This window comes from Micromonospora noduli (assembly GCF_003264365.1).
In the GTDB taxonomy this organism is placed as follows: domain Bacteria; phylum Actinomycetota; class Actinomycetes; order Mycobacteriales; family Micromonosporaceae; genus Micromonospora; species Micromonospora noduli.
The window spans coordinates 26,592-50,188 of the sequence record NZ_PYAK01000008.1; the positions used below are offsets into that span (position 1 = coordinate 26,592).

Below are 23,597 nucleotides of genomic sequence, written 5' to 3' on the forward strand. Positions count from 1 at the left end.
CCCGGCTAGATCAGCGAGTCACGCCACTGGCGGTGCAGGGCGGCGTACCGGCCGTCGGCCTCGGCGAGCACGGCGGGTGGGCCGTCCTCGACGACCCTTCCGCCGTCGAGGACGAGCACCCGGTCGGCTGTCTCCACTGTGGAGAGGCGATGTGCGATCACCAGTGCGGTGCGGTCGCGCAGGATGGTTCCGAGTGCCCGCTGCACCAGACGTTCCGTCGGCACGTCCAGCGACGACGTCGCCTCGTCCAGGATGAGCACTGTCGGGTCGGCCAGGAACGCGCGGGCGAACGCCACCAGCTGCCGCTGCCCGGCGGAGAGCCGGCCGCCGCGCCGGTGCACCTGAGTGGCGTACCCCTCGGGTAGTGCGGCGATGAAGTCGTGCGCGCCGATCGCCCGCGCGGCGGCCTGGACGGCGTCGTCGTCGGCCCCCGGGCGACCGAACCGGATGTTCTCCGCGACGGTTCCGCTGAACAGGTGGTTCTCCTGCGTCACCAGCACCACAGCGCGGCGCAGGTCGGCGTCGCGTACGTCGCGCAGGTCGACCCCGTCCAGCCGGACCGTGCCGGTGTCGGGGTCGTGGAACCGGGCGACAAGCTTCGCGATCGTCGACTTGCCCGCCCCGGTGGGGCCGATCAGCGCCACGGTCTGCCCGGCCGGCACTGTCAACTCCAGCCGGCAGAGAATCGGGGTGTCGGCCCGGTAGCCGAAGCCGACCGAGCGGAAGATCAACTCACCGCGGCCGGGACCGGTCGGCAGCGGTGTGGGCCGGGCCGGTTCGGCGACGGCCGGTCGTTCGTCGAGCACCCCGGCCAGCTTCTCCAGCGCGGCGGTGGCCGACTGCAACGAGTTGTAGAACTGGCTCAGCTCCTGCATCGGCTCGAAGAAGCGGCGCAGGTAGAGCAGGAACGCCGCGAGCACACCGATCTCGGTCTGCCCGCCGAGCACCCGCCAACCGCCGTAGCAGAGCACCACCGCCACGGTTACGTTGCCGATCAGCTTGATCGCGGGCGAATACGTGGCGATCAGCCGGAACGCGTGCAGGCTGCTCCGCCGGTAGTCGTCGCCGAGCGCCACGAAGATCCGTTGGTTGCGAGGCTCCCGGCGGAACGCCTGCACCGCCCGGATGCCCCGCATCGACTCGACGAAGTGCACGATGACCAGCGCGACCGCGTCCCGGGTCCGTCGGTACGCGCTGGCCGACGATCGGGCGAACCAGCGGGAGAGCCAGAACAGGAAAGGGAAGGCGAACAGCGTCACGGCCGCCAGCGGCAGGTCCAGCCAGAGCAGGATGGCGGCCACCGACAGGATCGAGAGCCCGGCCAGCACCAGGCTGTCGATCCCACCGTCGACCAGCTCGGCGATCGAGTCCAGGTCACTGGTGAGCCGGGAGACCATCCGGCCGGACGTGTACCGCTCGTGGAAGCCCACCGAGAGCCGCAGGAAGTGCCCGAACACCCGCTGCCGCAGGTCGAGCAGGACGGCCTGGCCGATCCGGGCGGAGAGGGTGAGGAAGCCGCGGCGGGCCGCGTACTCGGTCACCGCGGCCACCGCGAACGCCCCGGCAACGGTGACCAGCGGGCCGGCGTCGCCGGCGCGCAACGGCGGGATGGCCCGGTCGATGCCGATCATGACCAGGTACGGGCCGGCCATCGCGGCGGCGTTCTGGGCCAGCAGCAGCGCGACCGCCGCGGCGAGACGCCTCCGATGCGGCCGGAGCAGACCGCCCAGCAGGGTGCGGCTGAGCCGGCGCAGCCGGGCCACGGCCTCGGGGCTGGTGTCCTCGGCTCGACTGCGGTCAGCCTCAGGGTCGGTGGCGGTTCCGCGCCAGCGGGTGAGCTCGGGCTCCTCCTCGGGAGGTGGGTCGGCCTGCTCCGGCACGCTCACGAACGCACCAGCCCCCACCCGTCCGAAGGGGACGAACTCGGGCCACTGGCCCCAGCCGGCGGTGGGCGCCCCGCGGGCGGCTCGGCGGCGAGCAGTGCCCGGTACGCCGGAACGGTGGCCAGCAGGTCGGAGTGCCGACCGGTCGCTGTGATCCGCCCGTCCTCCAGCAGGGCGACCCGGTCGGCCAGCGCGATCGTCGACGGCCGGTGCACCACCAGCAGCGCGGTGCTGTCGCGCAGGACCCGCCGTAGCGCCGCCTCGACCAGGGCCTCGGTGTGCACGTCGAGGGCGGAGAGCGGATCGTCCAGCACCAGCACCGCCGGTCGGCCGAGCACGGCCCGTGCCAACGCGAGCCGTTGCCGTTGCCCGCCGGAGAGGGACAACCCCTGCTCGCCCACCCGGGTCGCCAACCCCCAGGGCAGGTCGTACGCGAAGTCGGCCTGGGCCAGCGCGAGGGCCGCATGGATCTCGTCGTCACCGGCGTCCGGGCGACCCAGGGTGAGGTTCTCCCGCACCGACATGGAGAAGAGGGTGGGCTCCTCGAACGCCACGCCGACCAGCCGGCGCAGCGAGGCCAGCCGCAGCTCGCGCAGATCGTGCCCGTCCAGGGTGATCCGGCCGCTGGTCACGTCGTGCAGCCGGGGCACCAGGGAGAGCAGGGTGCTCTTGCCGGAGCCGGTGGCGCCGACCAGGGCCAGCGTCTCGCCCGGCTCGATGGTCAGGTCGATCTCGCGCAGCACCCCCGTGGTGGCACCCGGATAGCTGAACGCGACCCGCTCGAAGCGCAGCCGACCGTGCACCGCGTTGCGCGGCAACGCGACAGCGCCGGCAGAATCCACGATCTCCGGTGGAGTGTCCAGCACCTCCTGGATCCGGTCGGCGGCGGTGGCCGCCTCCTGACCGTTGGCGATGATCCAACCCAGCGACTGCACCGGCCAGATGAGCATCAGTTGGAGACTGACGAACGCGACCAGCTCGCCGATGGTGAGCGCGCCCTGCGCGGCGGCGGCCGCCCCGGCCGCCAGCACCACGCCAAGGGTCACGTTGGGTACCAGGTCGAGCAGCGCCGAGGTGTTCGCCAGCAGCCGCCCCTTGCCGACGCCCGTGTCGTGCAGGCGGCGGGCCGCACCGGCGAAGCGAGCGGCCAGTTCGGGCCCCCGCCCGTAAGCCTTCATGGTGCGCAGGCCCTGCGCGGTCTCCTCGACCAGCGTCGCCACGTCGCCCTGCTGATCCTGCATCCGGCGGGACGCGGCGTGGTAGTGCCGGCCGAACCGGCGACTGATCAGCAGCAGTGGCACCGCGCTGGCCGCGACCAGCACCCCGAGCGCCGGGTGCAGGTTGATCAGCAGCACCACCACGACCACGTACGTGGTCAGGTTGAGCACCAGGAAGAAGACGCCGAAGGAGAGAAACCGGCGGATCACCGACAGGTCGCTGGTGATCCGGGAGAGCAACTGGCCGGACTGCCAGCGGTCGTGGAAGCTGGTCGGCAGCCGTTGCAGGTGGGCGTAGACGTCGGCGCGCAGCGCCGCCTCCATGCCCACCGCCGAGGACGACTGCACCCACCGGCGGATGAAGATGAGCACCGCCTCGACGACGCCGAGCAGCAGCGCCAGACCGCCGAGCTGGAGCAGCCCGGCCGGTTCGTGTCGGGCCACCGGCCCGTCCACGACCCGCTGCACGACCAGTGGTACGGCGATCCCGGCCGCGGTGCCGGCGAGGCCCGCGACGAGCAGCCAGGCGAACTCGGCGGCGTACGGGCGCAGGTAGGGGCGCAGCCGCCAGAGGTTGTGCACGGGGTGGGTGCCCGCGGCGGCCCGGGCGGCCGGGTCGCCGTCGCTCTCCACAGGCACTACCCGACGGTAGCGTCAATGAGTGTCGATGCTCCTGTCAGCTTGTTGTCAAGCGTCGCTCATGACCGAGAAGCCACTTCTTCACGTCCAGCCCCCAGCGGTAGCCACCGAGCGTGCCGTCGGTGCGAAGTACCCGGTGGCAGGGCACGAAGAGGGCTGCCGCGTTCCGGGCGCAGGCGGCCGCGGCGGCCCGCACCGCCGGTGGTCGACCGGCCAGCGCGGCGTACCCGGTGTAGGTGACCGGGGTGCCCGGCGGCACCTCGCGCAGCACCTGCCAGGCATGCGCCATGAACTCTCCACCGGTGCGTTGACGCACCGGCACCGCGTCGATGGCGGCGAGGTCACCGTCCAGGTAGGAGTGGACCGCCGCACTGACCGGGCCGAGGTCGGCCCGCTCGCGTAGCGGTGCCCGCAGGGCCGGGTGGACCAGGGGCAGCAGCGCCGCCGGGTCCGGGGTGAAGCCGGCGGCCCGTACGTCACCGTCGGGGCCGGCGAGGATGCTCAGTGGGCCGGCCGGTGTGCTCAGTACGGTGCTGTCGATGTTCATGCCGCTCTCCAGAGTCTGATCGTGGCGTAGGACCGCCAGGGACGCCAACGCTCGGCGTACCTGTCGAGGGTTGGTTGGGTGTCGGGCAGGCCGAGTGCGGCGGCGCCGCGCCGGACCGCGAGGTCGGAGCTGAGGAGGACGTCCGGGTCGCCGAAGGCGCGCATGGCCAGGTAGTTGGCGGTCCACGGGCCGATGCCGGGGAGCGCGAGCAGCCCCCGAACGACCTCCCCCCGGTCCGTTCCAGCGGCGAGGTCGACAGACCCGTCCACCACGGCCCGAGCCAACCCCCGCAATGCCTCCCGCCGCCCCACAGGCATCCCGAACCCCGAGTCCGGCAGGCCCAAAAGGTCCTCCGCGCTCAAAAACCCCCGCAGCTCACCCCGTTGATCATGAGGTTGACCTGGGGTTCGATCTTCATCGGCCGGGTCAACCTCATGATCGACGCGGTGGGAGAGGAGGCGGGTGAGGGTTGTTCTTGCGGAGGTCACCGAGACCTGTTGGCCGATGATGGCGCGGACGGCCTGCTCGAAACCGTCGACGGCGCGGGGGACGCGGATGCCGGGTTCGGCGGCGACCACCGGGGCCAGCGCCGGGTCGGCGGCCAGCGTTGCGTCGATGGCCGCCGGGTCCGCGTCCAGGTCGAGCAACCGGCGGCAGCGGGCCACCGCAGGCGCCAGGTCGCGCAGGTCGGCGAGCCGCAACGTCGCCGCCACGTGCCCGTCCGCCGGGGTCAGCGCCACCTGGCCGGTGCCGTGCGGCAACCGCAGACCCCGGTGGTACGCCCCGTCGCGGACGGCCTCCACACCGGGCAACGCCCGCACCGCGAGGAAGTCCAGCAGCGCCCGGGCGTGCAGCGGCGGGCGGTACGCCAGCCGGAGCGCGATGGTCCCCGCCCCGGCCGGCGCCTGCTGGCGGCCACGGGCCGTGCGCAGGTCCGACGGGGCGCTCGCGTACACCTCGCGAAGCGTGTCGTTGAACTGCCGCACGCTGCCGAAGCCGGCGGCGAACGCGATCTCGGCCATCGCCAGGTCGGTCGTCTCGATCAGGATCCGGGCGGTCTGGGCGCGCTGGGCGCGGGCCAGCGCGAGCGGCCCGGCGCCCATCTCGGCGCTCAGCATCCGGTGCAGGTGCCGCTCGGTGTAGCCCAGCCGGGAGGCCAACCCCGGTACGCCGTCCCGGTCGACAACCCCGTCGGCGATGAGCCGCATCGCCCGACCGACCACGTCCGCGCGGACGTCCCAGAGCGGGGAGCCGGGCGCGGCGTCCGGCCGGCAGCGACGGCAGGCGCGCAGCCCGGCGCCCTGCGCGGCGGCGGCGGACGGGAAGAATCGGACGTTCTGCCGCTTCGGTGTGATCGCCGGGCAGGACGGCCGGCAGTAGATCCCGGTGGACGTCACACCGGTGTAGAACCAGCCGTCGAACCGCTGGTCACGGCTGTCCACAGCCCGGTAACACCGCTCGAAGTCCATCTCCATATCACCGATGATGCCCCGCTCGACCGGTCATCGGCTGGCGGGAATCGGACCTGGGTGTGCGCGCCGAGCCTGCGGTCAGCGGCGGCGTCGGTGCGGCTGACCGGACCGGCCGGCGCGGGAGCCCTGACTGGTTCGGTCGGCCTGGCCGGCGCGGCCCGACCGGTTGCCCTGGCCGGCGCGGTTGGCCTGGCCGGTCAGCAGGGCCGATCGGAACACGCCGTCCGGGTCGTACCGCTTCCACAGCCGCCGGACCCGGGCCCCGGTCTCGCCCGGGTAGATCCGGGCGAACGCGGCCGGGTCCGGCCGGCTCTCGAAGTTGACGTACGCGCCGTCGGCGCGTGCCCCGGCGGCCCGCCAGGCGGCGTTCAGCGCGGCGTCGGCCTGCGGCGGAAACACCGAGGCCACGATCAGCGTGTCCTGGTGACGATGCGGGTACGCGGTCGCGTCGGAAGCGACGTCGTTGACCGCCCCACCCAACGAGCGGAGCTGGATCACCGCCCGCCCCGGCCCGGTCACCGCTCGCGTCACGGCCCGCGCCCCGGCGTCGTCCAGCGCGGTGAACAGACCGTTGGTGGTCGTGCCACGCTGCTGCCCGACGTTGGGGTTGAGGTGCGCGGTCGGCACCAGCGTCGGGTAGGGCAGCAGGTCGGTCCGGTGTTCGAGCACCTTGCCGATGGCGAGCAGCGGCTCCACCGCCGGCCGGGCCCGGCGCAGGCTCTCGGCGGCCACCACGGCGGTGATGGACATGAGGACCGACCGACCCTCGGCGTACACCACGGCGGCCGCTGACAGCTCCCGTGGGGCCTGCGCGAGGTAGCTCGTCCACTCCCGGACGGTGCGACCGTCCGGATGCGCCTCGACGACCAACTGCGCGACACCGACGTTGCGCTGCTCGGCAGCCTCGATCTCGAAGGCCACCACGATCCCCGCCCCGGCCCCGGCCCCGCGGATCAGCCAGAACAGCTCCGGCTCGTGGTCGGCGTCAGCGCGTACCAGCGTCCCGTCCGCCAGCACCGCCTCGACGGCGCGGACCCTGTCGATGGTGAGGCCGTGGGCGCGGACCAGCCAGCCGACACCACCGCCGGTGGCCAGGCCGCCGACGCCGACACCGCCGTAGTCACCCGAGCTGATCACCAGGCCGTACGGGGCCAGCGCCTTCGCGACGTTCGCCCAGCGGGCCCCGGCCTCGACCCGGACCAGCCCGGCCCGCTCGTCGATCACCTGAACCCGGTTGAGCATGGAGAGGTCGATGACCACCCCACCGTTGTTGGAGGAGGCCCCGGAGAAGCCGTGCCCGCCGCTGCGGACCGCGATGGGCAGCCGCTGCTCCCGCGCGTAGCGGAGCGCGTCGACCACCTGCGCGGTGGTCTTCGGCAGCAGCACGGCAGCCGGCGACGCCGACCTGGTGTACGTCGAGCGCAGGTTCGCGTACCGGCGGTCGCCGGGCGTGACGATCTGCCCCCGGAGGGAGTCGGGCACCCGGGCCATGGCGGTGCTCATCGTTGCCCCCGCAGCTCGCACCGCGGGTGTCCGGGATCGGTCATGGCCCAAGAATGAGCGGGCATGCCGGCCTCGACAAATTCGGTGGACCAATGCTCGCCGGTCGCCGCAGCGCGCGACGCTCGCCGGTACGGGGAGCGTCGCGCGAAGGTGACCGGAATCTCCTGGGTTGACCGGTCAGGCCGGGGCGGAAGAACCACCGACCTGACCGGTGATGCTCAACGTGACGGGCTCGGCGTGACAATCGGCCGTCCCGGCACACCGGGCGGGCCCAGCGGAGTCGTCGGGGTTGGTGAGACAGTCGGCCGGCCCGGTACACCGGGCGGGCCCGGCGGAGTCGCCGGGCTCGGCGTGACAGTCGGCCGGCCCGGGACGCCGGGCGGGCCCGGCGTGATCGACGGGTCCCCGGGCGCGCCTCCGGGGCTCGGCTCGACCGTCGGCACCGCGGTGGGCGCGGACGGGGTGGGTTCGGGTGGGCTGGGCACTGCCGCCGGACCGGCCGGGCTGGGCACGGCCGGGGGAGGTCCGTCCGAGCCGGTCGCGGCCAGGGCGAGCGGGGTGGCGATCAGGATCGCCGCCAGGGTGCCCACCGCCCCCACCGCCACCGTGGCGCGACGTCTGTTGCGCACCCGCCGTTCCGCTCGGCTCAACTGGTCATGCACGATCGGTGCCTCCTCGGCCAGGTCGGTGAGGGTGGAGCGGATGAGGTGCTCGAAGGGTTCGGTCATCGCCGTACCTCCAGCATGTCGACGTCCGGCAGCAGGTCGCGTAGTCGCTTCACCGCTCGATGGGTACGGCTGCGCACGGTGCCCACCGAGCAGCCCAGCAACTCGGCCACCCGGGCTTCGGGCAGGTCCTCGTAGTAGCGGAGGACCACCACCGCCCGCTGCGTCGGTGGCAGGTGGCGCAGCGCGGCCCGCATCGCCAACCGCACGTCGGAGCCGCCGCTCGGGTCGCCGCCGACCGGTTCGTCCGCCGGGTTGAGCGGTGTCTCCCGCCACCGGCGAAGTCGCCGCCACCAGCTGATCTGCTCGCGGTACATCACCACCCGCAGGTAGCCCTCGGGATCGGCGTGCCGGATGGTGCCCCACTTCGGGATGGTCCGCGCCAACGCCGACTGGAACAGGTCCTCGGCGGCGTTGCGGTCCCCGGTCAACAGGTACGCGACCCGCATCAGCGCCGGAGTCCGGCTGCCGACGAACTCGGCCAGCCGCGCGCGCTCGTCCTCGTCCACCCACCACCCCCGTTTCGTTGTCACAGATACAGACGTCCCAGGTCATCGTCGCTATCCACGATCGGTGGGGTTTTTCGGCCCGAAAGTGTCGGTCGTGCCGGGTAGCGTCCGGCCACCAACTGAAGAAGGGGTGCGGCGGATGACGAGCGTGGCGGGTTGGGCGGCGGCGTCGACAGCGGGTGCGTTCCCGCCGCTGCCCCGCGCGGTGGCGCAGTCCTTCTACCGCCGGATGCGGGCTGTCGCGCCGGCCGCCGTGGGCGCCATCGAACGGGACCGGGCGGGCGACCCCGAGCAGAGCTTCCCCGACACGGCCTGCGGCCGGTTGGCCGGCTCCCTTGACGACGCGGGCCTGCGGGCGCTCGGGATGTGGACGCACCACTGGTGCATGCGCTTCTACGACGACGACACGAGGGTCGGCCGGCGGTTGATCCGCGAGATCGCCGCGCGGCCGGGGCTGGGTTGGACGGCCGACGAGGTGCGCTGGATGCTGCGCGAGTCGGTCTCGGCCGGCCCGGCCGCCGCCGACCGGTTCACCCTGCCCCGCGCCGCCGCCGGGCAACTGACGCCGGCCGACCGTCGAGCCCTGGGCCGTTGGCCCGAGGTCGAGGTGCCCCGCCAACGGCGGCCCGACCAGGCTGGTTGATCATGAGGCTGGCGCGGCCCGACCACCACCTGCGCGTGGCGGTCGGGCCCCGCACCGAGCAAACCGGAGACCGGCTACGGCAGGATGGACGCCGCACCGCCCCCGACGGAAGGACGCTTCGATGCCCGCCAGCGAACCGACCATCATCGCCACCAGCATGGGCTTCTTCCGGGGCGACCGCGGGCCCTACGACCTGCGCCCCAGCCCGGTCTTCGAGCTGGCGGCCGAGTTGGCCGAGGCCGGTCCGCAGCCGCGGGTCTGCTACCTCGGGCAGGCCGTCGGCGACCAGCCCACCTCGCTGACCGCCGTCTACGGCGCGTTCGCCGACACCCGGTTCCGGCTGTCACACCTCGCCCTGTTCCCGATGCCGAACGTCGAGGACGTCCGCGCCCACCTGCTCGCCCAGGACGTGATCTGGGTCGGCGGCGGCAGCGTGGCCAACCTGGTCGCGGTGTGGCGGGTGCACGGGCTCGACGAGATCCTGCACGAGTGCTGGCAGGCCGGCGTGGTGCTGGCCGGCGTCTCCGCGGGCTCGATCTGCTGGCATGTCGGCGGTGCCACCGACAGCTTCGGCCCCCGGCTGCGCGGCTTCACCGAGGGCCTGGCCTGGCTGCCGTACGGCAACGGGGTGCACTACGACAGCGAGGGCCAGCGCCGCCCGCTCATGCACGATCTGGTCGGTGACGGCACGCTCCCCACCAGCCACTGCACCGACGACGGCGTCGGCCTGGTCTACCGGGGCACCCGGCTGGTCGAGGCGATCGCAGACCGCGAGGGCGTCTCGGCGTACGAGGTCAGCCGCGGCGCGGACGGCAGCGTCCGGGAGGCCGTCATCGCCCCCCGCCTGCTCGGCTGAGCGTCACGCCTCGTCGACGGCCTGTCGGCGGCGGAGCACCGCGTCGAAGACCTGCGCCAGCTCGGCGGCGTCCTCCCCGGCGTGGTGCGTGTGCGGCAGGTCGTGCAGGCCCAGCTCCTGCTTGATGGTGCCCTTGCGGGTTCGGACCCACTCGCTGCCGGTCAACCCCATCCAGTAGCTGCGGAGATCAACACCGGAGCCGGTCGCACCGAACGGGCTGTGCCCGACGAAGCGGACGAAGTACCAGTGCACGAACATGCCGTCCCAGACGGCCGGGGCGGCGAGGAAGACCGGACGGCCGACCCGGCGCAGCCCGTTGACCCAGGCTGCCGCTGCGGACATCGCCTCCTGCGCGGTGGGCGCCTCCCGCAGCAGCCGGTCCCGGTCCAGGCCCGAGACGGCCAGCGCCGCCGGGACGAACTCGTCGGAGATGGGACGTAGCTCGGTGTAGAAGGTGAGGTCCGGGCGGCCGGCCACGGCCATGCCCAGCGAGATCATGCTGTACGGCCCGGGGATCGGCCCGTCCGCCTCCACATCGACGGCGATGTACAGCTCAGGCAATGTCGAGGTCATCTCACCTCCAGCAGCGGAACATCGAACCGGGAGATTAGCAACGCCTGCCGCCGTGCGGGGGGAGCGACGATCGACCACCTGCGCAGTGCCGAATCGGAGCCGCCTGGACCGGCCCGGCCGGGACCGGCGTAAGCTGGCCCGTCGTGAGTCTCACCATCGGCATCGTCGGCCTGCCCAACGTCGGCAAGAGCACGCTTTTCAACGCGTTGACCAAGAACGACGTGCTGGCGGCGAACTACCCGTTCGCCACCATCGAGCCCAACGTCGGCGTGGTCGGGCTGCCCGACGAGCGGCTGGGCAAGCTGGCCGAGATCTTCTCCTCGCAGAAGGTGCTGCCGGCCCCGGTGTCGTTCGTCGACATCGCCGGCCTGGTCCGCGGCGCGTCGAAGGGGCAGGGCCGGGGCAACGCCTTCCTGGCCAACATCCGGGACGCCTCGGCGATCTGCCAGGTCGTCCGGGCCTTCTCCGACCCGAACGTGGTGCACGTCGACGGCAAGATCTCCCCGGCCGACGACATCGAGACGATCAACACCGAGCTGATCCTCGCTGACCTGCAGACCCTGGACAAGGCGCTGCCCCGGTTGGAGAAGGAGGCCAAGCTCCGCAAGGACCGGGCCGCCGCCGTCGCCGCCGCGAAGGCCGCGATCGAGGTGCTCGACGGTGGCACCACCCTCTACTCCGGGGCCGCCGCCGCCAAGATCGAGCTGGAGCACCTGCGCGAGCTGCACCTGCTCACCACCAAGCCCTTCCTGTACGTCTTCAACGTCGACGAGGCCGAGCTGGCCAACGAGACGTTCCTCGACGAGCTGCGCGCCCTGGTCGCCCCCGCCGAGGCCATCTTCATGGACGCCAAGATCGAGTCTGAGCTGGTGGACCTGCCCGAGGAGGAGGCCCGCGAGCTGCTGGAGTCGATCGGGCAGAACGAGCCCGGCCTCAACCAGCTCGTCCGGGTCGGCTTCCGCACCCTCGGCCTCCAGACGTACCTCACGGCCGGCCCCAAGGAAGCGCGCGCCTGGACCGTCCCGGTCGGCGCCACCGCGCCGGAGGCCGCGGGTGTCATCCACAGCGACTTCCAGCGCGGCTTCATCAAGGCCGAGGTGGTCTCGTACCACGACCTGGTCGAGCACGGTTCGATGGCGGCGGCCAAGGCGGCGGGCAAGGTCCGCATCGAGGGCAAGGAGTACGTCATGCAGGACGGCGACGTGGTGGAGTTCCGCTTCAACGTCTGAACCTCTCCTGTAGTCGCGGGACAGGCGGTTGGGGGAAATCGGCGAGTCGGTCGCGCGAGGCCGACCGACTCGGACGTTCGCCGGCAGGTAGGGTGCGTGCGTTTGTGCGCGGCCGAAGACCTGGAGGAGCGACGTGGGCGCGAAGACAGCCCTGCTGGCATTCGCCGATGGAGATCTGCGTCCCGCGTTGTACGGCGCGACGCGATCGGAGCTGTCCGAGACCGAAACGCTGGTACGTCAGATCCATCCGGGGCCGAGCTGTACTGCGACCGGCGACTGGTGCTCGACCGTCCGTCGGAGCTGCCGGAGCACCTGCGCGAAGCGGGGGCGGGCAGGCGGATCATCATGCACGGGATGCACTCGGTCGTGGACTGGCTCAGTTTCGCGGTCTGGGAAGACGGCCTGCTCATCAGGTCGCTGAGCCTGTCGCCCGACGGCGGCATCCGGGAGAACATCGGCAAGCCGTACGACTTCGAGCTGCCCTACTGGGCAGGCGAGCATCCTGTTGAGCCCGTACCGGGGTGGCCCAACCAAGCACCGTACCCATTGCCGTTCCATCCCCTCGCGCTGGGCGAGCAGGCATTGCGCGCGCTGTTCGGCTTCGTCGTCGAGGGGCACCCCGAGTCGGACGACATCGACGCCGAAGCTGTTCACCTGCACGGCTTCCGCGTGACCGACCCGTCCGGCGAGGAACAGGCCGCGCGTGAAGCCGCATACGCGCAGGCACGGCGGGCCATGAGTTTGCCGCGGAGGTTCCGGTTGGGACCGGACGGGGCGATGCACGAGGTCAGCCTCGAAAGCTCCTGATTCGCCTGTCCCTCGGCCGGCAGAGTGTCACCCATCAAGTGCTAGCCGTAGTCTCGTTCGCACGATGCGTACAGAGAGAGAACCGCTAGACGGCCGGATGCCACGAGAGCTCGCTCGTCGGTGGACAGCTTCCAGTTATCAAACGGTTCGCGGTCACGTTGGTACCGGTACACCACCACCCGGCAGTTACCGCTCGCCTTGCTGGCTCCTTCACCCTCAAGGAGTCGGTCCCAAACTGCGACGGATCCATCCGTGGGTTGAAGGGTAAGCGCAGGGCCTGAAAAGACCCGTGCTGGATCCGTGTGGCCGGGGCCGATATAGAAGTACTCCAGGTTGCAGTTGCAGTTGCCCTGACCGCCCTGACCCACTTGCCGGTACGCGGGATCCATCTGCACCTGATCCAGATACCGGTGCGCATGCTTTGGGCCGTCCGGGAGCAGCACAAGTGCGCCAAGGCAGCACAGGAGCCCTACCACCGAAGAGCCGGCTAGGACGCAACCAATGATGATCCCGGCCGCCTTGCGCTGGCTCATGATTGGCCCCTTCGTGCTCGGAGCAGGCAGGCTACCAATCCACTGGTCAATTGCTCGCCGGCTGGTGCACAGCTCGTGTGCGTTCGGGTTTGCGAGCCTTGAACCGGGCGATCGGTTTGACACTGGTGCGGGCTACCTCGGTGACGAGTTGGTCGCCGTCGTGGACGCGGAAGGTGATGTCGGCGGCTTCGACGGTGAGCGTTGCTCCGAAGTGGACGAGGCCAACATGGATACGTTGGCCGGCGATGACCAGGGATCCCTGGCAGCTGGCGCGGCGTTCAACCCGTACCGGTTCTGAACTTGGGGTGGGCCGTGGTCCGGCGGTGGGCGTCGTGGATACGGGCGATCTTCGTAGCGCTGAGCGGGCTGGGCAGGCTGCACAGTAGGACCCGTCGGGCGGTGATCCGCACGAGGCCGCGGTCGAGCCGAACGATCACGCGTCTGCCGGCGAAGTGGTAGCCGACGGGGTGTTGTCGGCCGGCGAGACCGATCAGGCCGGTGGGGTCAGCTGGTCCCACCCTCACCTGTGGTCGTCGAACCGCAGGAGCTGTCATTGTTCGTCCCGGACCGACGAGTCAGGTGCGGCCTGCTGTTCCAGCTGCCGACGAGCGTCCCGCCACAGGCGCTCGAACTCCTCCGAGGGCAGGCTTTCCAGAGTGGGTTCCAACGCCGAGTCGGGTAGCGGGAACGGGGCCTCCGGCACAATTCCGTACCGCTGTTCGTACTGGGTCGCCGCGCCCTGGGTCCCCGAGTCTCGGGCGGTGAGCACATCCGCGAGCGCCGCCGCCGCCATGAAGACCCCGTCCGAGCCGCGTAGCTCGATGTGGCGCAGCGCCGACCGGTCGGCGTCCAGCTCGTCGTAGTTCCAGCGGTCCTCATCCGGCCAGTACCAACGGACGTAGGTGAGCATGTGGCTAGTGTTGCGCGTCGTCAGTCCTGGTTCGGCCGTCGCCGGCTCGGCTTGCGTTTTCTTCCGGCCCTGGCGTTTGCGAACTGTCGTTGGCGCTGTTCGCGTTGCTGCCGCTGCCAGTCGTTTCGCCGGCGGTCGCGTCGTCGCTGGTAAAGCCGGGCGATCACGGCTAACACCATTACCCCGAACAGCATGAGGCCTGCCGCCCCGACCACCCCTTGCAGCCGACCCCGATTCCCGCTCAACGTCCCGAACTCAGTCACGAAATCATCCGGGTCGTTGGGGTTGACCCAGACCCGTACCGCACTGCCAGCCGGTAGGCAGACCTCCCAACAGCCAACCTCGGCCTGACGCTGGGCCCCGGCAAGCTCGTAGCGCAGGTGCATCGTGTTGCTGTTCCGCCGCTTGTGCACGAATTCATCGATGACTGCCTGGGCTGGCACGCCGTCGACGCGCAGTCGACTCTCCCACGCGTCGTTGTCCTGGGAGGTCTTGATGGGCAGCCACATCATGACCATCCCGACCGCGAGGCCGAGTATGTAGACCGGGTAGCGGACGCGCCACCAGCTTCGCAAGATCTGCACGGTGGCCATGGTCGCAGTCAATGTCGACAAGCGGCGGTACGTTGACCGGATGACGGAACAGCTGCTCCGATCGTCGTTCGGCGCGGCGGCGACCGCGTACGCCGAGCACCGCCCGGACTATGCGCAGGCCGCGGTGCGGTGGGCTCTGGAACCCGCGCCCGGCCTGCGCGTGCTCGACCTGGGCGCCGGCACCGGCAAGCTGTCCGCGACGTTGGCGGCGGTGGGCGCGGACGTCGTAGCGGTCGAACCCGACCCGGCGATGCTCACCGAGCTACGCCGTGCGCTGCCGGCTGTGCGTGCCCTGCCAGGTAGCGCGGAGGCGATCCCGTTGCCGGACGCTTCCGTCGACGCCGTGCTGGCCGGCAACGCCCTGCACTGGTTCGACATGACTGTCGCGGGGGCGGAGATCGCCCGGGTCCTCGCACCCGGCGGTGTCCTGGCCGGTCTGTGGAACATCATGGACGACCGGATCGACTGGGTTGTCGGGCTCGAACGGGTCAGCGGGAGTGCGGCCATCGGCCCGCGTGACACGTTGAGCAGCTGGCGCACGACTACGGCGGACATGCTCGTTCCGAGCGCCGGCCTGATCGCCCTGTTCGGGTCGGCGGAGCAGGTCGAGTTCCCGCACGGGCAGCGCCGTACCGCCGACTCGCTCGTCGCGACGCTCGCGACGCGGGCCGGGATGCTGGTCATGCCGGACGAGCAGCGGGCCGCCACCCTCGGCCGGATCCGCTCCTTCCTGGGGAGCCGACCCGAAACGGCACACGGCGAGTTCACGCTGCCGATGCTGACCGGCGTGCTGCGCGCCCGCCGGAGCTGACGGTCGGAGGCTCGGTGAACCGGCATCGCTCCGGGGCGTTGAACGCTGTGCTGGCAGGTGCCGAGGTGGCACTGGTGGGCCTGTTCTCAGCGAAGGACAAGAGGTTCGACAGCAAACTCAATCTGCTGGCCAGCTTGGTGGAAGCCCACGGCGGTCAGGTCGTGAGCCGGCACGTGCAGCGGCGGGGTGTCTCGTCCGGTGGAGCGGACAAGATGGGCGGCCCGTTCTCGCGGCGGACTCTGCTCAGCCTCGGTAGGGCCCGCGAAGTCGCCGAGGCCTGCCGGCAGCGCGGGGTCGCCGTCGCGGTGTTCGCGAACCCCTTGACCGACCACCAGAGGGCCGTCCTCACGGACATGTTCGGCTGTCCCGTCCTGACTGGCGAGGACCTCCGATAGTTCAGGGACGGAGGGCCTTCTCGCCATGGACGACTGCGTACTCGGCGGCGAGCCAGGGCCCGAGGTCGTCGATGAGTTCGCGGAGCACACCCGGAACCGGCGAGGGCGTGCGGCCGATAGCGGCAGCTCTACGCATCTGCCCGGCACGTTCCGGATAGTGGAGCCCGAACGCCTCGGCGGACTCAGTGAGGTCGCTCGTCCAGCCTCCCCAGCGCGGCATGATCAGTGTGAACCCCGTCCTGACGATGCGCCGAGCGACGACCCGGCTGAGTGCCTTCCGTTGCTGGTCGTTGTTCGCTTCGGCTGCCTGGCGGCGCCATCCCGGAAGGGCAAGGGACAGGTCGCCGTTCGTCTCGCGGGCGAGCAGGGGAGTGGGCCGGTAGCGGGGGAGTTGGTCGGCGAGGTCGTCGCCCAGCAGAGGGGTGCACAGGCAGGCGACGAAGAAGCCGAGGTCGTGCCGCTCAAGCTCGCTGAGCAGCGTACGCGCACTGAACAACAGGATGCCCACGCCGTCGATCTGCGAAAAGGACCGGTCGAGGTCTTGCTCGATCCTGGTGGCAGCCGCCCGGTCGGCCTCGGTTGGTTCGGTGTGCAGGGCGAGGAGCAGGTCGAGATCGGAGACGCCGAGGATGGCGGTGCCACGCGGGATGCTGCCGTAGATGTAGGCGCTGTGCAGCCGACCACCGTCGAACGACTCGGCTATCCGAGCGCGTGCCACGTCGACAACACCGGCGAACGCCGCCGGGACCCGACTCAGCGCACCCTCGCGCGCAATCCAGCCCTCGACGTCCAGTCCTGTTCCGGCCATGGCGACACTCTGCCGGAGCTGGCGAGGACGCTCAGCCCCGCCCGGGCGACCTCGGCGTCCTACTGCTCGGCCCAGGCGCCCAACTCGTTGCCGCTGGGGTCGGTGAAGTGGAACCGGCGGCCACCGGGGAACTCGTACGGCCCGTTCACCACCTGGCCGCCGGCCTCCTTCACGGCCTGCACGGACCGGTCCAGGTCGGCGGAGTAGAGCAGCACGAGTGGGCCGCCCGCCCGAACCTCACTGTCCACACGGAGACCGCCCACCTCGGGCGCGGCGTCGCCGTGTGGGCTGCGGATGCCGGCGTACTCCGGCCCGTAGTCGTTGAACTGCCAACCGAACGCGTCGGCGTAGAAGCGCTTGGCCACGGCGAGGTCGGTCACCGTGAGCTCGACGTAGTCGATGGCGTGGTGTCGGTGCGGCGATGGCTCAGACATGCGCCGATCGTGCACCCCGGGTACGACGAAACCGCGACGTGCAACGAAAGGTTGCGCGATGGGTGTACGCTGTCGTAGGTTGAGTGCAACCAAAGGTTGCGAAAGGTTGTGGGCATGGAACAGGGAACGATCGAACGCGACATCCACGTCAACGCGTCCCCCGAAGTCGTCTTCGAGGTGGTCAGCCAACCCGAGCACATGCGGGAGTGGTGGCCCGACGACGCGCGGTTCGAGTCCGTCTCCGGCGCGCCCGGTGAGCTGGTGTGGCGCGACGCCGACACCGGGGAGACGAAGACCGTCGCGCTCGCCGTCGTCGAGGTCGACCCGCCGAAGCGGTTCTCGTTCCGGTGGTGCTTCACCGAGCCGGACCGGAGCGGGCAGGCGCTGTTCGTCACCTTCGACCTGGTGCCCAGCGGCGGCGGGACGCTGATCCGGATGACCGAGACCGGGTTCCGCGAGCTGGGTTGGGAGGTCGCTGTCCTGGAAGAGCAGTACCGCGACCACGAGAACGGTTGGGACCACTACATGCCCCGGCTGGGCGAGTACGTCGCGCGGCTGGTCGCGACCCCGTGAGCGCGGCGGTCGACGACGAGTTGTGGTCGGCGATCGGCGACCCCATTCGGCGTACGATGATCGATCTTCTTCTCGCCGACGGGCCGGGTACCGCCACCTCGTTGAGCAGGCGGCTACCCGTCACCCGTCAGGCCGTCTCGAAGCACCTGGCGGTCCTCGACCGGGTTGGGCTGATCCACGCCGAGCCGGCCGGTCGGGAGCGTCACTACCAGGTGGACGAGGCGCAGCTCGCCCGCGCGGTCGCCCAGTTGTCGGCGGTCGGCTCCACCTGGGACGCCCGACTCCGCCGGATCAAGCGCATCGCCGAGACGATCGAACGCCACCGCACCACCAACCAGGGAGGCTGAAAATGGTCGACATTCTGCACCGGGTCGGCGTCGTCGCTCCGCTCGACGACGTCTACCGAGCGGTGGCAACGCCGGAGGGCCTCGCCGCCTGGTGGACCACCGACACGGTGGGCAAGAGCGAAGTCGGTGGACAGCTGGCCTTCCGGTTCGGCGATGCCGGCGGCTTCGACATGGAGGTCCTGGAGCTGAACCCCGCCGGGCGGGTGCGGTGGCGCGTCGTCGACGGCCCCGAGGAGTGGGTCGGCACCGAGGTCGACTGGCGTCTCGACCAGCGCGGCGAGTACACCATCGTCCAGTTTGCGCACCAGGGCTGGCGCGAGCCGGTCGAGTTCATGCACCACTGCAGCACCAAGTGGGCGCTGTTCCTGATGAGCCTCAAGGAGCAGGTGGAGACCGGCCACGGCCGACCGGCCCCGGACGACGTCCGGATCAGCGACTGGCACTGACCTCGGTGACGGCTGCATCGCCGGGCAATCGCGAGCTCCGCCTGGAGATCGCGATTGCCCCGGCGATCAGGCCGAGGGCCACGATCGCCACGGCGCACAGCAGCAGCGTCGGGCGTGCACCGATGGCACCCACCAGTGGCCCGCCGAGCATGGTGCCCAGCGGCACCGCCAGCACGAGGATGGCGCCGTTCGCGGCGAGCACCGCCGGTAGCTGCGCGATGGACGTGCTGCGCTGGAACAGCGCCATCGACGTGGCCATGTACGGTGCCCAGATCAGGCCTGCCACGGCGAAGGCGGGCAGCGACAGGCTGACAGGTGCTCCCAGGCCGAGCGGCAGCATGGCGACGCCGAACCCGACGACGATGCTGATGGTGGTGGCACGCAGCGGCCAGCGACGTAGATGGCCGGCGACCACACCACCGACCAGACCGCCGACGCCGAACGCGGTGTAGTAGCCGCCGAGCAGCGTCGCGGAGGCGTGCAGGTCGTCGGTGACGTGGATCGGCATGGCCACGTACACCGGCCCGAAGAGGAAGAAGAACCAGAGGCTCAGCACCAGCAGGCCCAGCAGCGCGGGGTTGCGGCGGATGACGGCGAAGCCTTCGGTCCGCGAGGCGCCGCGCTCACGCCGGTGGTCGCTCTTGCGTGCAGGGAGGGCGAGACGGTACGTGAGGGCCAGCGCGGCGAAGGTGGCAGCGTCGATGGCGATGACCCATACCGGCCCAACCCAGGCGATCAGGAGGCCCGCCAGTGGCGGACCGACGATGGTGGCGAACCCGGCGATGCTGGCGAGCACGGCGTTGGCCGGCAGGTGGTGTCGCTGCGGCAGCAGCTCGGCGATCAGTGTGAAACGCCCGGCGGAACCCCACGAGTGCAGCAATGCGGACGCGGCGAGCAGGACGACGTACAGCCCGATGGTCAGTGCGCCGAGGAGGTAGGCGAGGGGGATCGCCCCGAGCGCACTGGCCCGCAGAATCGCGTCCCACCCGGCGAGTTGGGCGCCGCTGCGCCCACGTAGCAGCCGGCCGAAGACGACAGTCCCGGCCGCGCTGGGCAGCGTGTACGCCGCCATGGCCAGCGCGATCCAGGTGCCTCGCTGATCGTGCGGGGCGAGTTGGATGGCGAGCCAGGTCACCGCGACCACCGCCAGGCCGTCGCCCAAAGCGGAGACGGCCAGCCCGGGCAGTACGCGTCGGAGCTGAGGGTGACTGACCACCGGCCAGTACGGAGAGGAGCGCGGGAATCGGGAGTCGTCCGGCATGCTGTCAGCTCACCCGGCGCGGGACCCGCGGATCAACACCTACTGCTACCAGCAGAATCAGCCGAGGGTGAAAGGCCGGATCACCGGCTCGGGCGGTCGTCTTCGCCGGGAGGACGGTCCGGGCGCTCGTCTGCTCCCGTTGTGGTGGGGCTGCCGAGCAGCGCCGCGCGTAGCCGGTCGTTCTCGCGCTTGCCGCGACGGGACTGGCTGAAACCGGCGACGATGCAACAGATCCAGCCGAGGGGCACCAGCACCCGGCCGACCGTATGGGCGCTGCCGTGCTCGTTGTCCCGAAGGACCCAGCCGACAATTAGCAGGCCGAGCGCCAGCCCCAGGACGGCTCGTTCGACTCGTTTGGTCATCATGGGCACCCGCTTCCAATGACCGAGATCGACCCAGGTCACACGGTGACAGGTCGTCGTGCCCACAGTGACACATCCACGCCCATGCCCTCGGGGATCGAAGCCCAGCCACCGCTGCTGCTGGCCGCGCTCCACACCTCGGCCCGGCGTGTCCGTCTGATCGGACAGCGAACTGGCCGGATCACCGTTGCGGGCCGTCGTTTCCGCGCGTATTGCGGAAGGACGAGCCGATGGTCGCCACGATCGAACCCACCGAGGCGAGCGACACCGCCACCGTGCCGGCCGTGTCGGCCCCGCCGTCCCCGGTCACCTTGAGGATGATGCCGGTGACCATCAGGACGACCGACAGGGCCAGGACTACCTGGATGGCTCGTCTGCTCATGGCGGCATCTCACCTTTCCGGCGGCGGCAGATCGACTCGGGTTCCTTGACGTCGGGGCGATGACACCCGGACTTTCCGGAACCCGAGCCGATCAAACCGCTACTCCGCCCGGTAGACGGAGATGTGCGACGGGCTGTCGGTCTGGAACGGTCGTCGGTGCCAGTCGGCGTACCGCTCGGCGAGCTGGAGCCCGGCCTGCTGCGCCATCTCGTCGATCTGGTGCGGCCAGGCGTACCGCATGGCGAACGGCTTCAGGTGCACACCGTCCGCGTCGAACGTGATCGTCTGCCGGATGAACCGCTGCGCCGGCCGGTCGTACCGGTGCAGTCGGATCGTCGCGGAGTCCTCGGTGACCTCACGCACCTGCACCTGCTCGTCCGAGTCGAAGCTGCGCGGGTCGGGCACGAACGTCTCGATGACGAACGCGCCGCCCGGCGACAGCACCCGGGCGACGTTGCGGAAGCAGTCCGCCTGCCGCTCGGCATCCACCAGGTTGAACAGGGTGTTGAAGACCAGGTACGCGAGCCGGAACTCACCGGCCACCGGCACATCCGCCATGTCGGCGACGACCACCGGGATCCGGTCACCGCCGGGTTTCGCCCGCAACTGCGCGAGCATCTCCTCGGACGCCTCGACGCCGTGCACGGCGAGGCCGCGTTCGGCCAGCGGCAGCGCGACCCGGCCGGTGCCGATCGCCAGTTCGAGAACCGGACCTCCGTCGGCCAGTTCGGCCAGGAAGTCCACGGCGGGCGCCGGGTCGGGGTTGCCCGGGCCGTCGTAGTCGGCGGCCCACAGTCGGCCGAAGAGGCCGGGATCGTCGAAGACCGACATCAGCGGCCTCCGAGGTTGGTGTCAGTGGCGCCCAGCAGCGCCAGGGGAACAGTTCTGCTCACGAAGTCTCGATTCCTCGGGTCGGATGACGGTTGGTTCGGGGGACTTCGTCGTGTTGGGCATGGCGGCTGCTCCCTTCGCGCGGCTGTCGACCGAGGACACCAGAGACGCCGCGGGCCCGGCAAGGCAATTACGCCAGCCGGGCCCACGACGGGACGTGCGGTCAGGAGATGTGGTGCAGGATCACGTTGTGCACGTGGTGGCTCTTCTGCGCGCCACGGAACTCCACCTCATAGGTGTGCGTGCCGACGTGGATGGCGATGGCGCCGGTGGAGAAGAACGAACCACCCCACGACTTGTTGCTGACCACGCTCACGCTGGTGATCTTCGAGTACGGGATGCTGGTGATCGCGAACCGCTTCCCGACGAAGGACCGGTCCTGGATGATCACGCGGCGGTCGGTCAGCCCGATGAACCCGGTGCCGGTGCCGACGGCGTCGTAGACGGCGATGATCTGCTCGCCTTCGAGGAGGCCACTCTCAATCTGCTGGACCTGCTCTTTGCGGTCGTACGCGATGTTCGCCATGTGATCCAGGCTAGAAAACCGGTGCCAACGTGCCCACCCGGGCGAGGACCACGAACTCGCCGTCGCCATGGCCGACGGGCTCGCCGTGCCAGCCCCCGTGAACGCGATCCACGATGAAGCCCGCTCTGGTCAGAGAGGTGCGTAGCTCGGCCTCGGTGCGGAAGCGCAGGCTCGCCGAGCTCAGGAGCTCTTCCCCGTCGTCGAAGTGGTAGTGGTGGGTGAAGTCGACCACTCCGTCGCGTACCCCGGTGACCTCGGTCCACGCGCGGACCTCGCCGCCGTCGGGCAGCGTGACCAACCGGTGCGAATCCACCGGGTTCCACAGCTCCCAGCGACGGTCCGCCGGGTCGCGGGCGTCGAACACCAGCCGGCCGTCGGGCACCAGCGCCCGGGCCAGGTCGGCGAGGGTACGCGCCCACTCCGCATCGTCCACGAAGAACTGCGCGACGTGGCTGGTCAGCACCGCCACGTCGAACGCCCGCTCCGGCAGCAGCGCCGACGTGCCCGCGAGCCAGGTCACCCGCTCACCACCCGGCTTGGCGCGGGCGGCGGCCACTGACGCGTCGGCCGGGTCCACACCGGTGACGGTGTGGCCGGCGGCGGCGAGGGCAATGGTCAGCCGGCCGGTGCCGCAGCCGAGGTCGAGCACCCGGGCGGCCGGGGTCTCGTCGACCACCTTCTGGAAGAAGTCGTCGTCCGGCCCCCACCGGCACTCCGCGTCGTACACCTGGACCAGCCGGTGGTGGCGGAACTCGGCGTGCCTCATCGGGGGTTCGCGTCGGTCGCGGCGCGGACGAACTCGCGTACCCGGGTGGTGTTGTTGCTGGGCAGCCAGACCGGCCCTCGTTCAATCGGTGGCGCGTCGTGGATGGGCACGTACGCCACGTCGGGGCGCGGGTAGTAGCGCCGCGTGTGCTCGCCCACCGGCAGCACTCCCCGGCCGAGCGCGACCAGGGACAGCATCTCGGAGAAGGTGTTCCCGGCGGGCCCCTTCGGCACCGCCCGGCCGGACGGGGTGCGCTCCGGTGTGCGGTCCCGCTTGAACTCCACCGAGGTCACTGTCGGGTACTGCACCACCGGGTGGTCGGCGAGCACCTCCAACGACACCGACCGCTCCCGGGTGAGCGGGTGACCCGCCGCCACCGCCAGCGCCCGGTCCTCGGAGAGCAGCGCCGGGCCGGTGGCCATCCCGTCGAACGGGTACGAGGCGATCAACACGTCGGTCTCGCCGTCGAGCAGCCCCGATCGGGTGGTGGACAACTGCGCCTCGTGCACCTCCACCCGGCAGTCGGGGTGCCGTTCACCGAACAGGGCCACCGCCCGGAGCAGCACCGGCGCGGTCCACTCGCCGAGGAACGCCACCCGTAGCGTCCCGGTCACGCCCCGGGCGGCGTCGGTCGCGCGGCGGACGGCCTCGTCCATGCCTGCCACCAGCGGGGCCAGCTCGTCGGCGAGCTGCCGGCCGATCGGGGTGAGCCGGACGACCCGACTGGTGCGGGCGAACAGCGGTGCGCCGATCCGGCGCTCCAGCTTCTTCACGATGTGGCTGACCCGGCCGGTGCTGACGGTCAACCGCTCGGCGGTCCGGCCGAAGTGCAGTTCCTCCGCGAGGGTCAGGAACGTCTCGACCTCGTACCGCTCCAGCACACCGTTCCCATCGTTGACCTGTGGGCAACGATCGTAGCGGCATCGGGTCTTGGTCGGCGTCCCTCGTCCGGGGAT

Annotated in this window: 29 protein-coding genes; 10 read left to right on the forward strand and 19 right to left on the reverse strand. The window is 70.9% G+C overall.

The features are described from left to right. Positions 1-5: 5 nt before the first annotated feature. The 7 genes from GUI43_RS08605 to GUI43_RS08635 all read right to left on the reverse strand — a co-directional run bounded on the left by GUI43_RS08605 (position 6) and on the right by GUI43_RS08635 (position 8,495). Entirely contained in the window at positions 6-1,886 is a 1,881-nt protein-coding gene (locus GUI43_RS08605; RefSeq protein WP_112605040.1) for an ABC transporter ATP-binding protein, read from the reverse strand. After that, entirely contained in the window at positions 1,883-3,739 is a 1,857-nt protein-coding gene (locus GUI43_RS08610) for an ABC transporter ATP-binding protein (protein WP_112583757.1), read from the reverse strand. The genes GUI43_RS08605 and GUI43_RS08610 overlap by 4 nt, the downstream gene beginning before the upstream one ends. Before the next feature lie 37 nt (positions 3,740-3,776). Continuing rightward, on the reverse strand, positions 3,777-4,286 hold the full coding sequence (locus GUI43_RS08615; RefSeq protein WP_112583756.1) for a methylated-DNA--[protein]-cysteine S-methyltransferase: 510 nt from the start codon (positions 4,284-4,286) through the stop codon (positions 3,777-3,779). After that, positions 4,283-5,761 (reverse strand): DNA-3-methyladenine glycosylase 2 family protein, encoded by a 1,479-nt coding sequence (locus tag GUI43_RS08620; RefSeq protein ID WP_112698514.1) that lies wholly within the window; start codon positions 5,759-5,761, stop codon positions 4,283-4,285. Before GUI43_RS08620 ends, GUI43_RS08615 begins: the two co-directional genes overlap by 4 nt. Positions 5,762-5,836: 75 nt before the next feature. Further along, a complete protein-coding gene (locus GUI43_RS08625; RefSeq protein ID WP_112698515.1) occupies positions 5,837-7,261 on the reverse strand; it encodes an FAD-binding oxidoreductase in 1,425 nt (474 codons plus the stop codon). A gap of 218 nt (positions 7,262-7,479) precedes the next feature. Beyond that, entirely contained in the window at positions 7,480-7,989 is a 510-nt protein-coding gene (locus GUI43_RS08630) for a hypothetical protein (protein WP_112698516.1), read from the reverse strand. Then, a complete protein-coding gene (locus GUI43_RS08635) occupies positions 7,986-8,495 on the reverse strand; it encodes a SigE family RNA polymerase sigma factor (RefSeq protein WP_112583752.1) in 510 nt (169 codons plus the stop codon). Before GUI43_RS08635 ends, GUI43_RS08630 begins: the two co-directional genes overlap by 4 nt. Before the next feature lie 139 nt (positions 8,496-8,634). Between GUI43_RS08635 and GUI43_RS08640 the strand changes: the two genes are divergently transcribed. Together GUI43_RS08640 and GUI43_RS08645 are read left to right on the forward strand one after the other, a co-directional pair. Beyond that, the gene (locus GUI43_RS08640; protein WP_225855414.1) at positions 8,635-9,138 is read left to right on the forward strand and encodes a hypothetical protein; all 504 of its coding nucleotides are present in this window, start codon (positions 8,635-8,637) and stop codon (positions 9,136-9,138) included. Between the two features lie 121 nt (positions 9,139-9,259). After that, the gene (locus GUI43_RS08645) at positions 9,260-9,994 is read left to right on the forward strand and encodes a Type 1 glutamine amidotransferase-like domain-containing protein (RefSeq protein WP_112698517.1); all 735 of its coding nucleotides are present in this window, start codon (positions 9,260-9,262) and stop codon (positions 9,992-9,994) included. A gap of 3 nt (positions 9,995-9,997) precedes the next feature. Here the strand turns inward: GUI43_RS08645 and GUI43_RS08650 are convergent, their stop codons facing one another. Then, positions 9,998-10,567 (reverse strand): exonuclease, encoded by a 570-nt coding sequence (locus GUI43_RS08650; protein WP_112583750.1) that lies wholly within the window; start codon positions 10,565-10,567, stop codon positions 9,998-10,000. A 143-nt stretch (positions 10,568-10,710) separates the two neighbouring features. Between GUI43_RS08650 and ychF the strand changes: the two genes are divergently transcribed. From ychF to GUI43_RS33790, 3 genes are all read left to right on the forward strand, one after another. Then, complete coding sequence (ychF, locus tag GUI43_RS08655; RefSeq protein ID WP_091406282.1) at positions 10,711-11,796, forward strand: redox-regulated ATPase YchF; 1,086 nt, start codon at positions 10,711-10,713, stop codon at positions 11,794-11,796. Between the two features lie 279 nt (positions 11,797-12,075). Next, positions 12,076-12,603: a DUF6928 family protein gene (locus GUI43_RS08660; protein ID WP_249037686.1), complete on the forward strand. Its 528-nt coding sequence runs from the start codon at positions 12,076-12,078 to the stop codon at positions 12,601-12,603. Between the two features lie 501 nt (positions 12,604-13,104). Continuing rightward, the gene (locus tag GUI43_RS33790; RefSeq protein ID WP_167457768.1) at positions 13,105-13,434 is read left to right on the forward strand and encodes a hypothetical protein; all 330 of its coding nucleotides are present in this window, start codon (positions 13,105-13,107) and stop codon (positions 13,432-13,434) included. 252 nt (positions 13,435-13,686) lie between these two features. On the opposite strand, the gene GUI43_RS08675 is transcribed toward GUI43_RS33790, so the two are convergent. Both GUI43_RS08675 and GUI43_RS08680 read right to left on the reverse strand, forming a co-directional pair. Next, entirely contained in the window at positions 13,687-14,046 is a 360-nt protein-coding gene (locus GUI43_RS08675; protein WP_112583748.1) for a hypothetical protein, read from the reverse strand. A gap of 20 nt (positions 14,047-14,066) precedes the next feature. Then, positions 14,067-14,639, reverse strand: a complete 573-nt coding sequence (locus tag GUI43_RS08680) for a DUF3592 domain-containing protein (protein WP_112583747.1) — start codon at positions 14,637-14,639, stop codon at positions 14,067-14,069. A 40-nt stretch (positions 14,640-14,679) separates the two neighbouring features. Between GUI43_RS08680 and GUI43_RS08685 the strand changes: the two genes are divergently transcribed. Together GUI43_RS08685 and GUI43_RS08690 are read left to right on the forward strand one after the other, a co-directional pair. Then, a complete protein-coding gene (locus GUI43_RS08685; protein ID WP_112583803.1) occupies positions 14,680-15,450 on the forward strand; it encodes a class I SAM-dependent methyltransferase in 771 nt (256 codons plus the stop codon). 14 nt (positions 15,451-15,464) lie between these two features. Continuing rightward, positions 15,465-15,845, forward strand: a complete 381-nt coding sequence (locus GUI43_RS08690) for an HflX-like GTP-binding protein (protein ID WP_211326667.1) — start codon at positions 15,465-15,467, stop codon at positions 15,843-15,845. Position 15,846: 1 nt separating this feature from the next. On the opposite strand, the gene GUI43_RS08695 is transcribed toward GUI43_RS08690, so the two are convergent. Both GUI43_RS08695 and GUI43_RS08700 read right to left on the reverse strand, forming a co-directional pair. Next, on the reverse strand, positions 15,847-16,653 hold the full coding sequence (locus GUI43_RS08695; protein ID WP_112698518.1) for a nucleotidyltransferase domain-containing protein: 807 nt from the start codon (positions 16,651-16,653) through the stop codon (positions 15,847-15,849). Between the two features lie 59 nt (positions 16,654-16,712). Further along, positions 16,713-17,087, reverse strand: coding sequence for a VOC family protein (locus tag GUI43_RS08700; RefSeq protein WP_112698519.1), 375 nt, complete (start codon positions 17,085-17,087; stop codon positions 16,713-16,715). Positions 17,088-17,201: 114 nt separating this feature from the next. On the opposite strand from GUI43_RS08700, the gene GUI43_RS08705 reads away from it, so the two are divergent. From GUI43_RS08705 to GUI43_RS08715, 3 genes are read left to right on the forward strand one after another with little or no spacing between them, the layout of a single operon-like run. Next, positions 17,202-17,660, forward strand: coding sequence for an SRPBCC domain-containing protein (locus tag GUI43_RS08705; protein ID WP_112583744.1), 459 nt, complete (start codon positions 17,202-17,204; stop codon positions 17,658-17,660). Continuing rightward, positions 17,657-18,007: an ArsR/SmtB family transcription factor gene (locus GUI43_RS08710; protein WP_112698520.1), complete on the forward strand. Its 351-nt coding sequence runs from the start codon at positions 17,657-17,659 to the stop codon at positions 18,005-18,007. Before GUI43_RS08705 ends, GUI43_RS08710 begins: the two co-directional genes overlap by 4 nt. 2 nt (positions 18,008-18,009) lie before the next feature. Then, positions 18,010-18,453: an SRPBCC family protein gene (locus GUI43_RS08715; RefSeq protein WP_091406258.1), complete on the forward strand. Its 444-nt coding sequence runs from the start codon at positions 18,010-18,012 to the stop codon at positions 18,451-18,453. On the opposite strand, the gene GUI43_RS08720 is transcribed toward GUI43_RS08715, so the two are convergent. From GUI43_RS08720 to GUI43_RS08750, 7 genes are all read right to left on the reverse strand, one after another. Continuing rightward, complete coding sequence (locus tag GUI43_RS08720; RefSeq protein WP_112698521.1) at positions 18,437-19,714, reverse strand: MFS transporter; 1,278 nt, start codon at positions 19,712-19,714, stop codon at positions 18,437-18,439. The two genes, GUI43_RS08715 and GUI43_RS08720, sit on opposite strands and share 17 nt — an antisense overlap. 80 nt (positions 19,715-19,794) lie before the next feature. Then, the gene (locus tag GUI43_RS08725) at positions 19,795-20,076 is read right to left on the reverse strand and encodes a hypothetical protein (protein ID WP_146763256.1); all 282 of its coding nucleotides are present in this window, start codon (positions 20,074-20,076) and stop codon (positions 19,795-19,797) included. 181 nt (positions 20,077-20,257) lie between these two features. Next, complete coding sequence (locus GUI43_RS08730; protein ID WP_112583740.1) at positions 20,258-20,458, reverse strand: hypothetical protein; 201 nt, start codon at positions 20,456-20,458, stop codon at positions 20,258-20,260. Positions 20,459-20,557: 99 nt separating this feature from the next. Then, positions 20,558-21,289, reverse strand: coding sequence for a class I SAM-dependent methyltransferase (locus GUI43_RS08735; protein ID WP_112583739.1), 732 nt, complete (start codon positions 21,287-21,289; stop codon positions 20,558-20,560). Between the two features lie 223 nt (positions 21,290-21,512). Then, positions 21,513-21,875 (reverse strand): PH domain-containing protein, encoded by a 363-nt coding sequence (locus GUI43_RS08740; RefSeq protein ID WP_030337500.1) that lies wholly within the window; start codon positions 21,873-21,875, stop codon positions 21,513-21,515. 10 nt (positions 21,876-21,885) lie between these two features. After that, positions 21,886-22,641, reverse strand: a complete 756-nt coding sequence (locus tag GUI43_RS08745; RefSeq protein WP_112698522.1) for a class I SAM-dependent methyltransferase — start codon at positions 22,639-22,641, stop codon at positions 21,886-21,888. Then, positions 22,638-23,522 carry a LysR family transcriptional regulator gene (locus tag GUI43_RS08750; protein ID WP_112698523.1) on the reverse strand — a complete coding sequence of 295 codons (885 nt, stop codon included), beginning with the start codon at positions 23,520-23,522 and terminating at the stop codon, positions 22,638-22,640. The genes GUI43_RS08745 and GUI43_RS08750 overlap by 4 nt, the downstream gene beginning before the upstream one ends. Positions 23,523-23,597 lie beyond the last annotated feature (75 nt).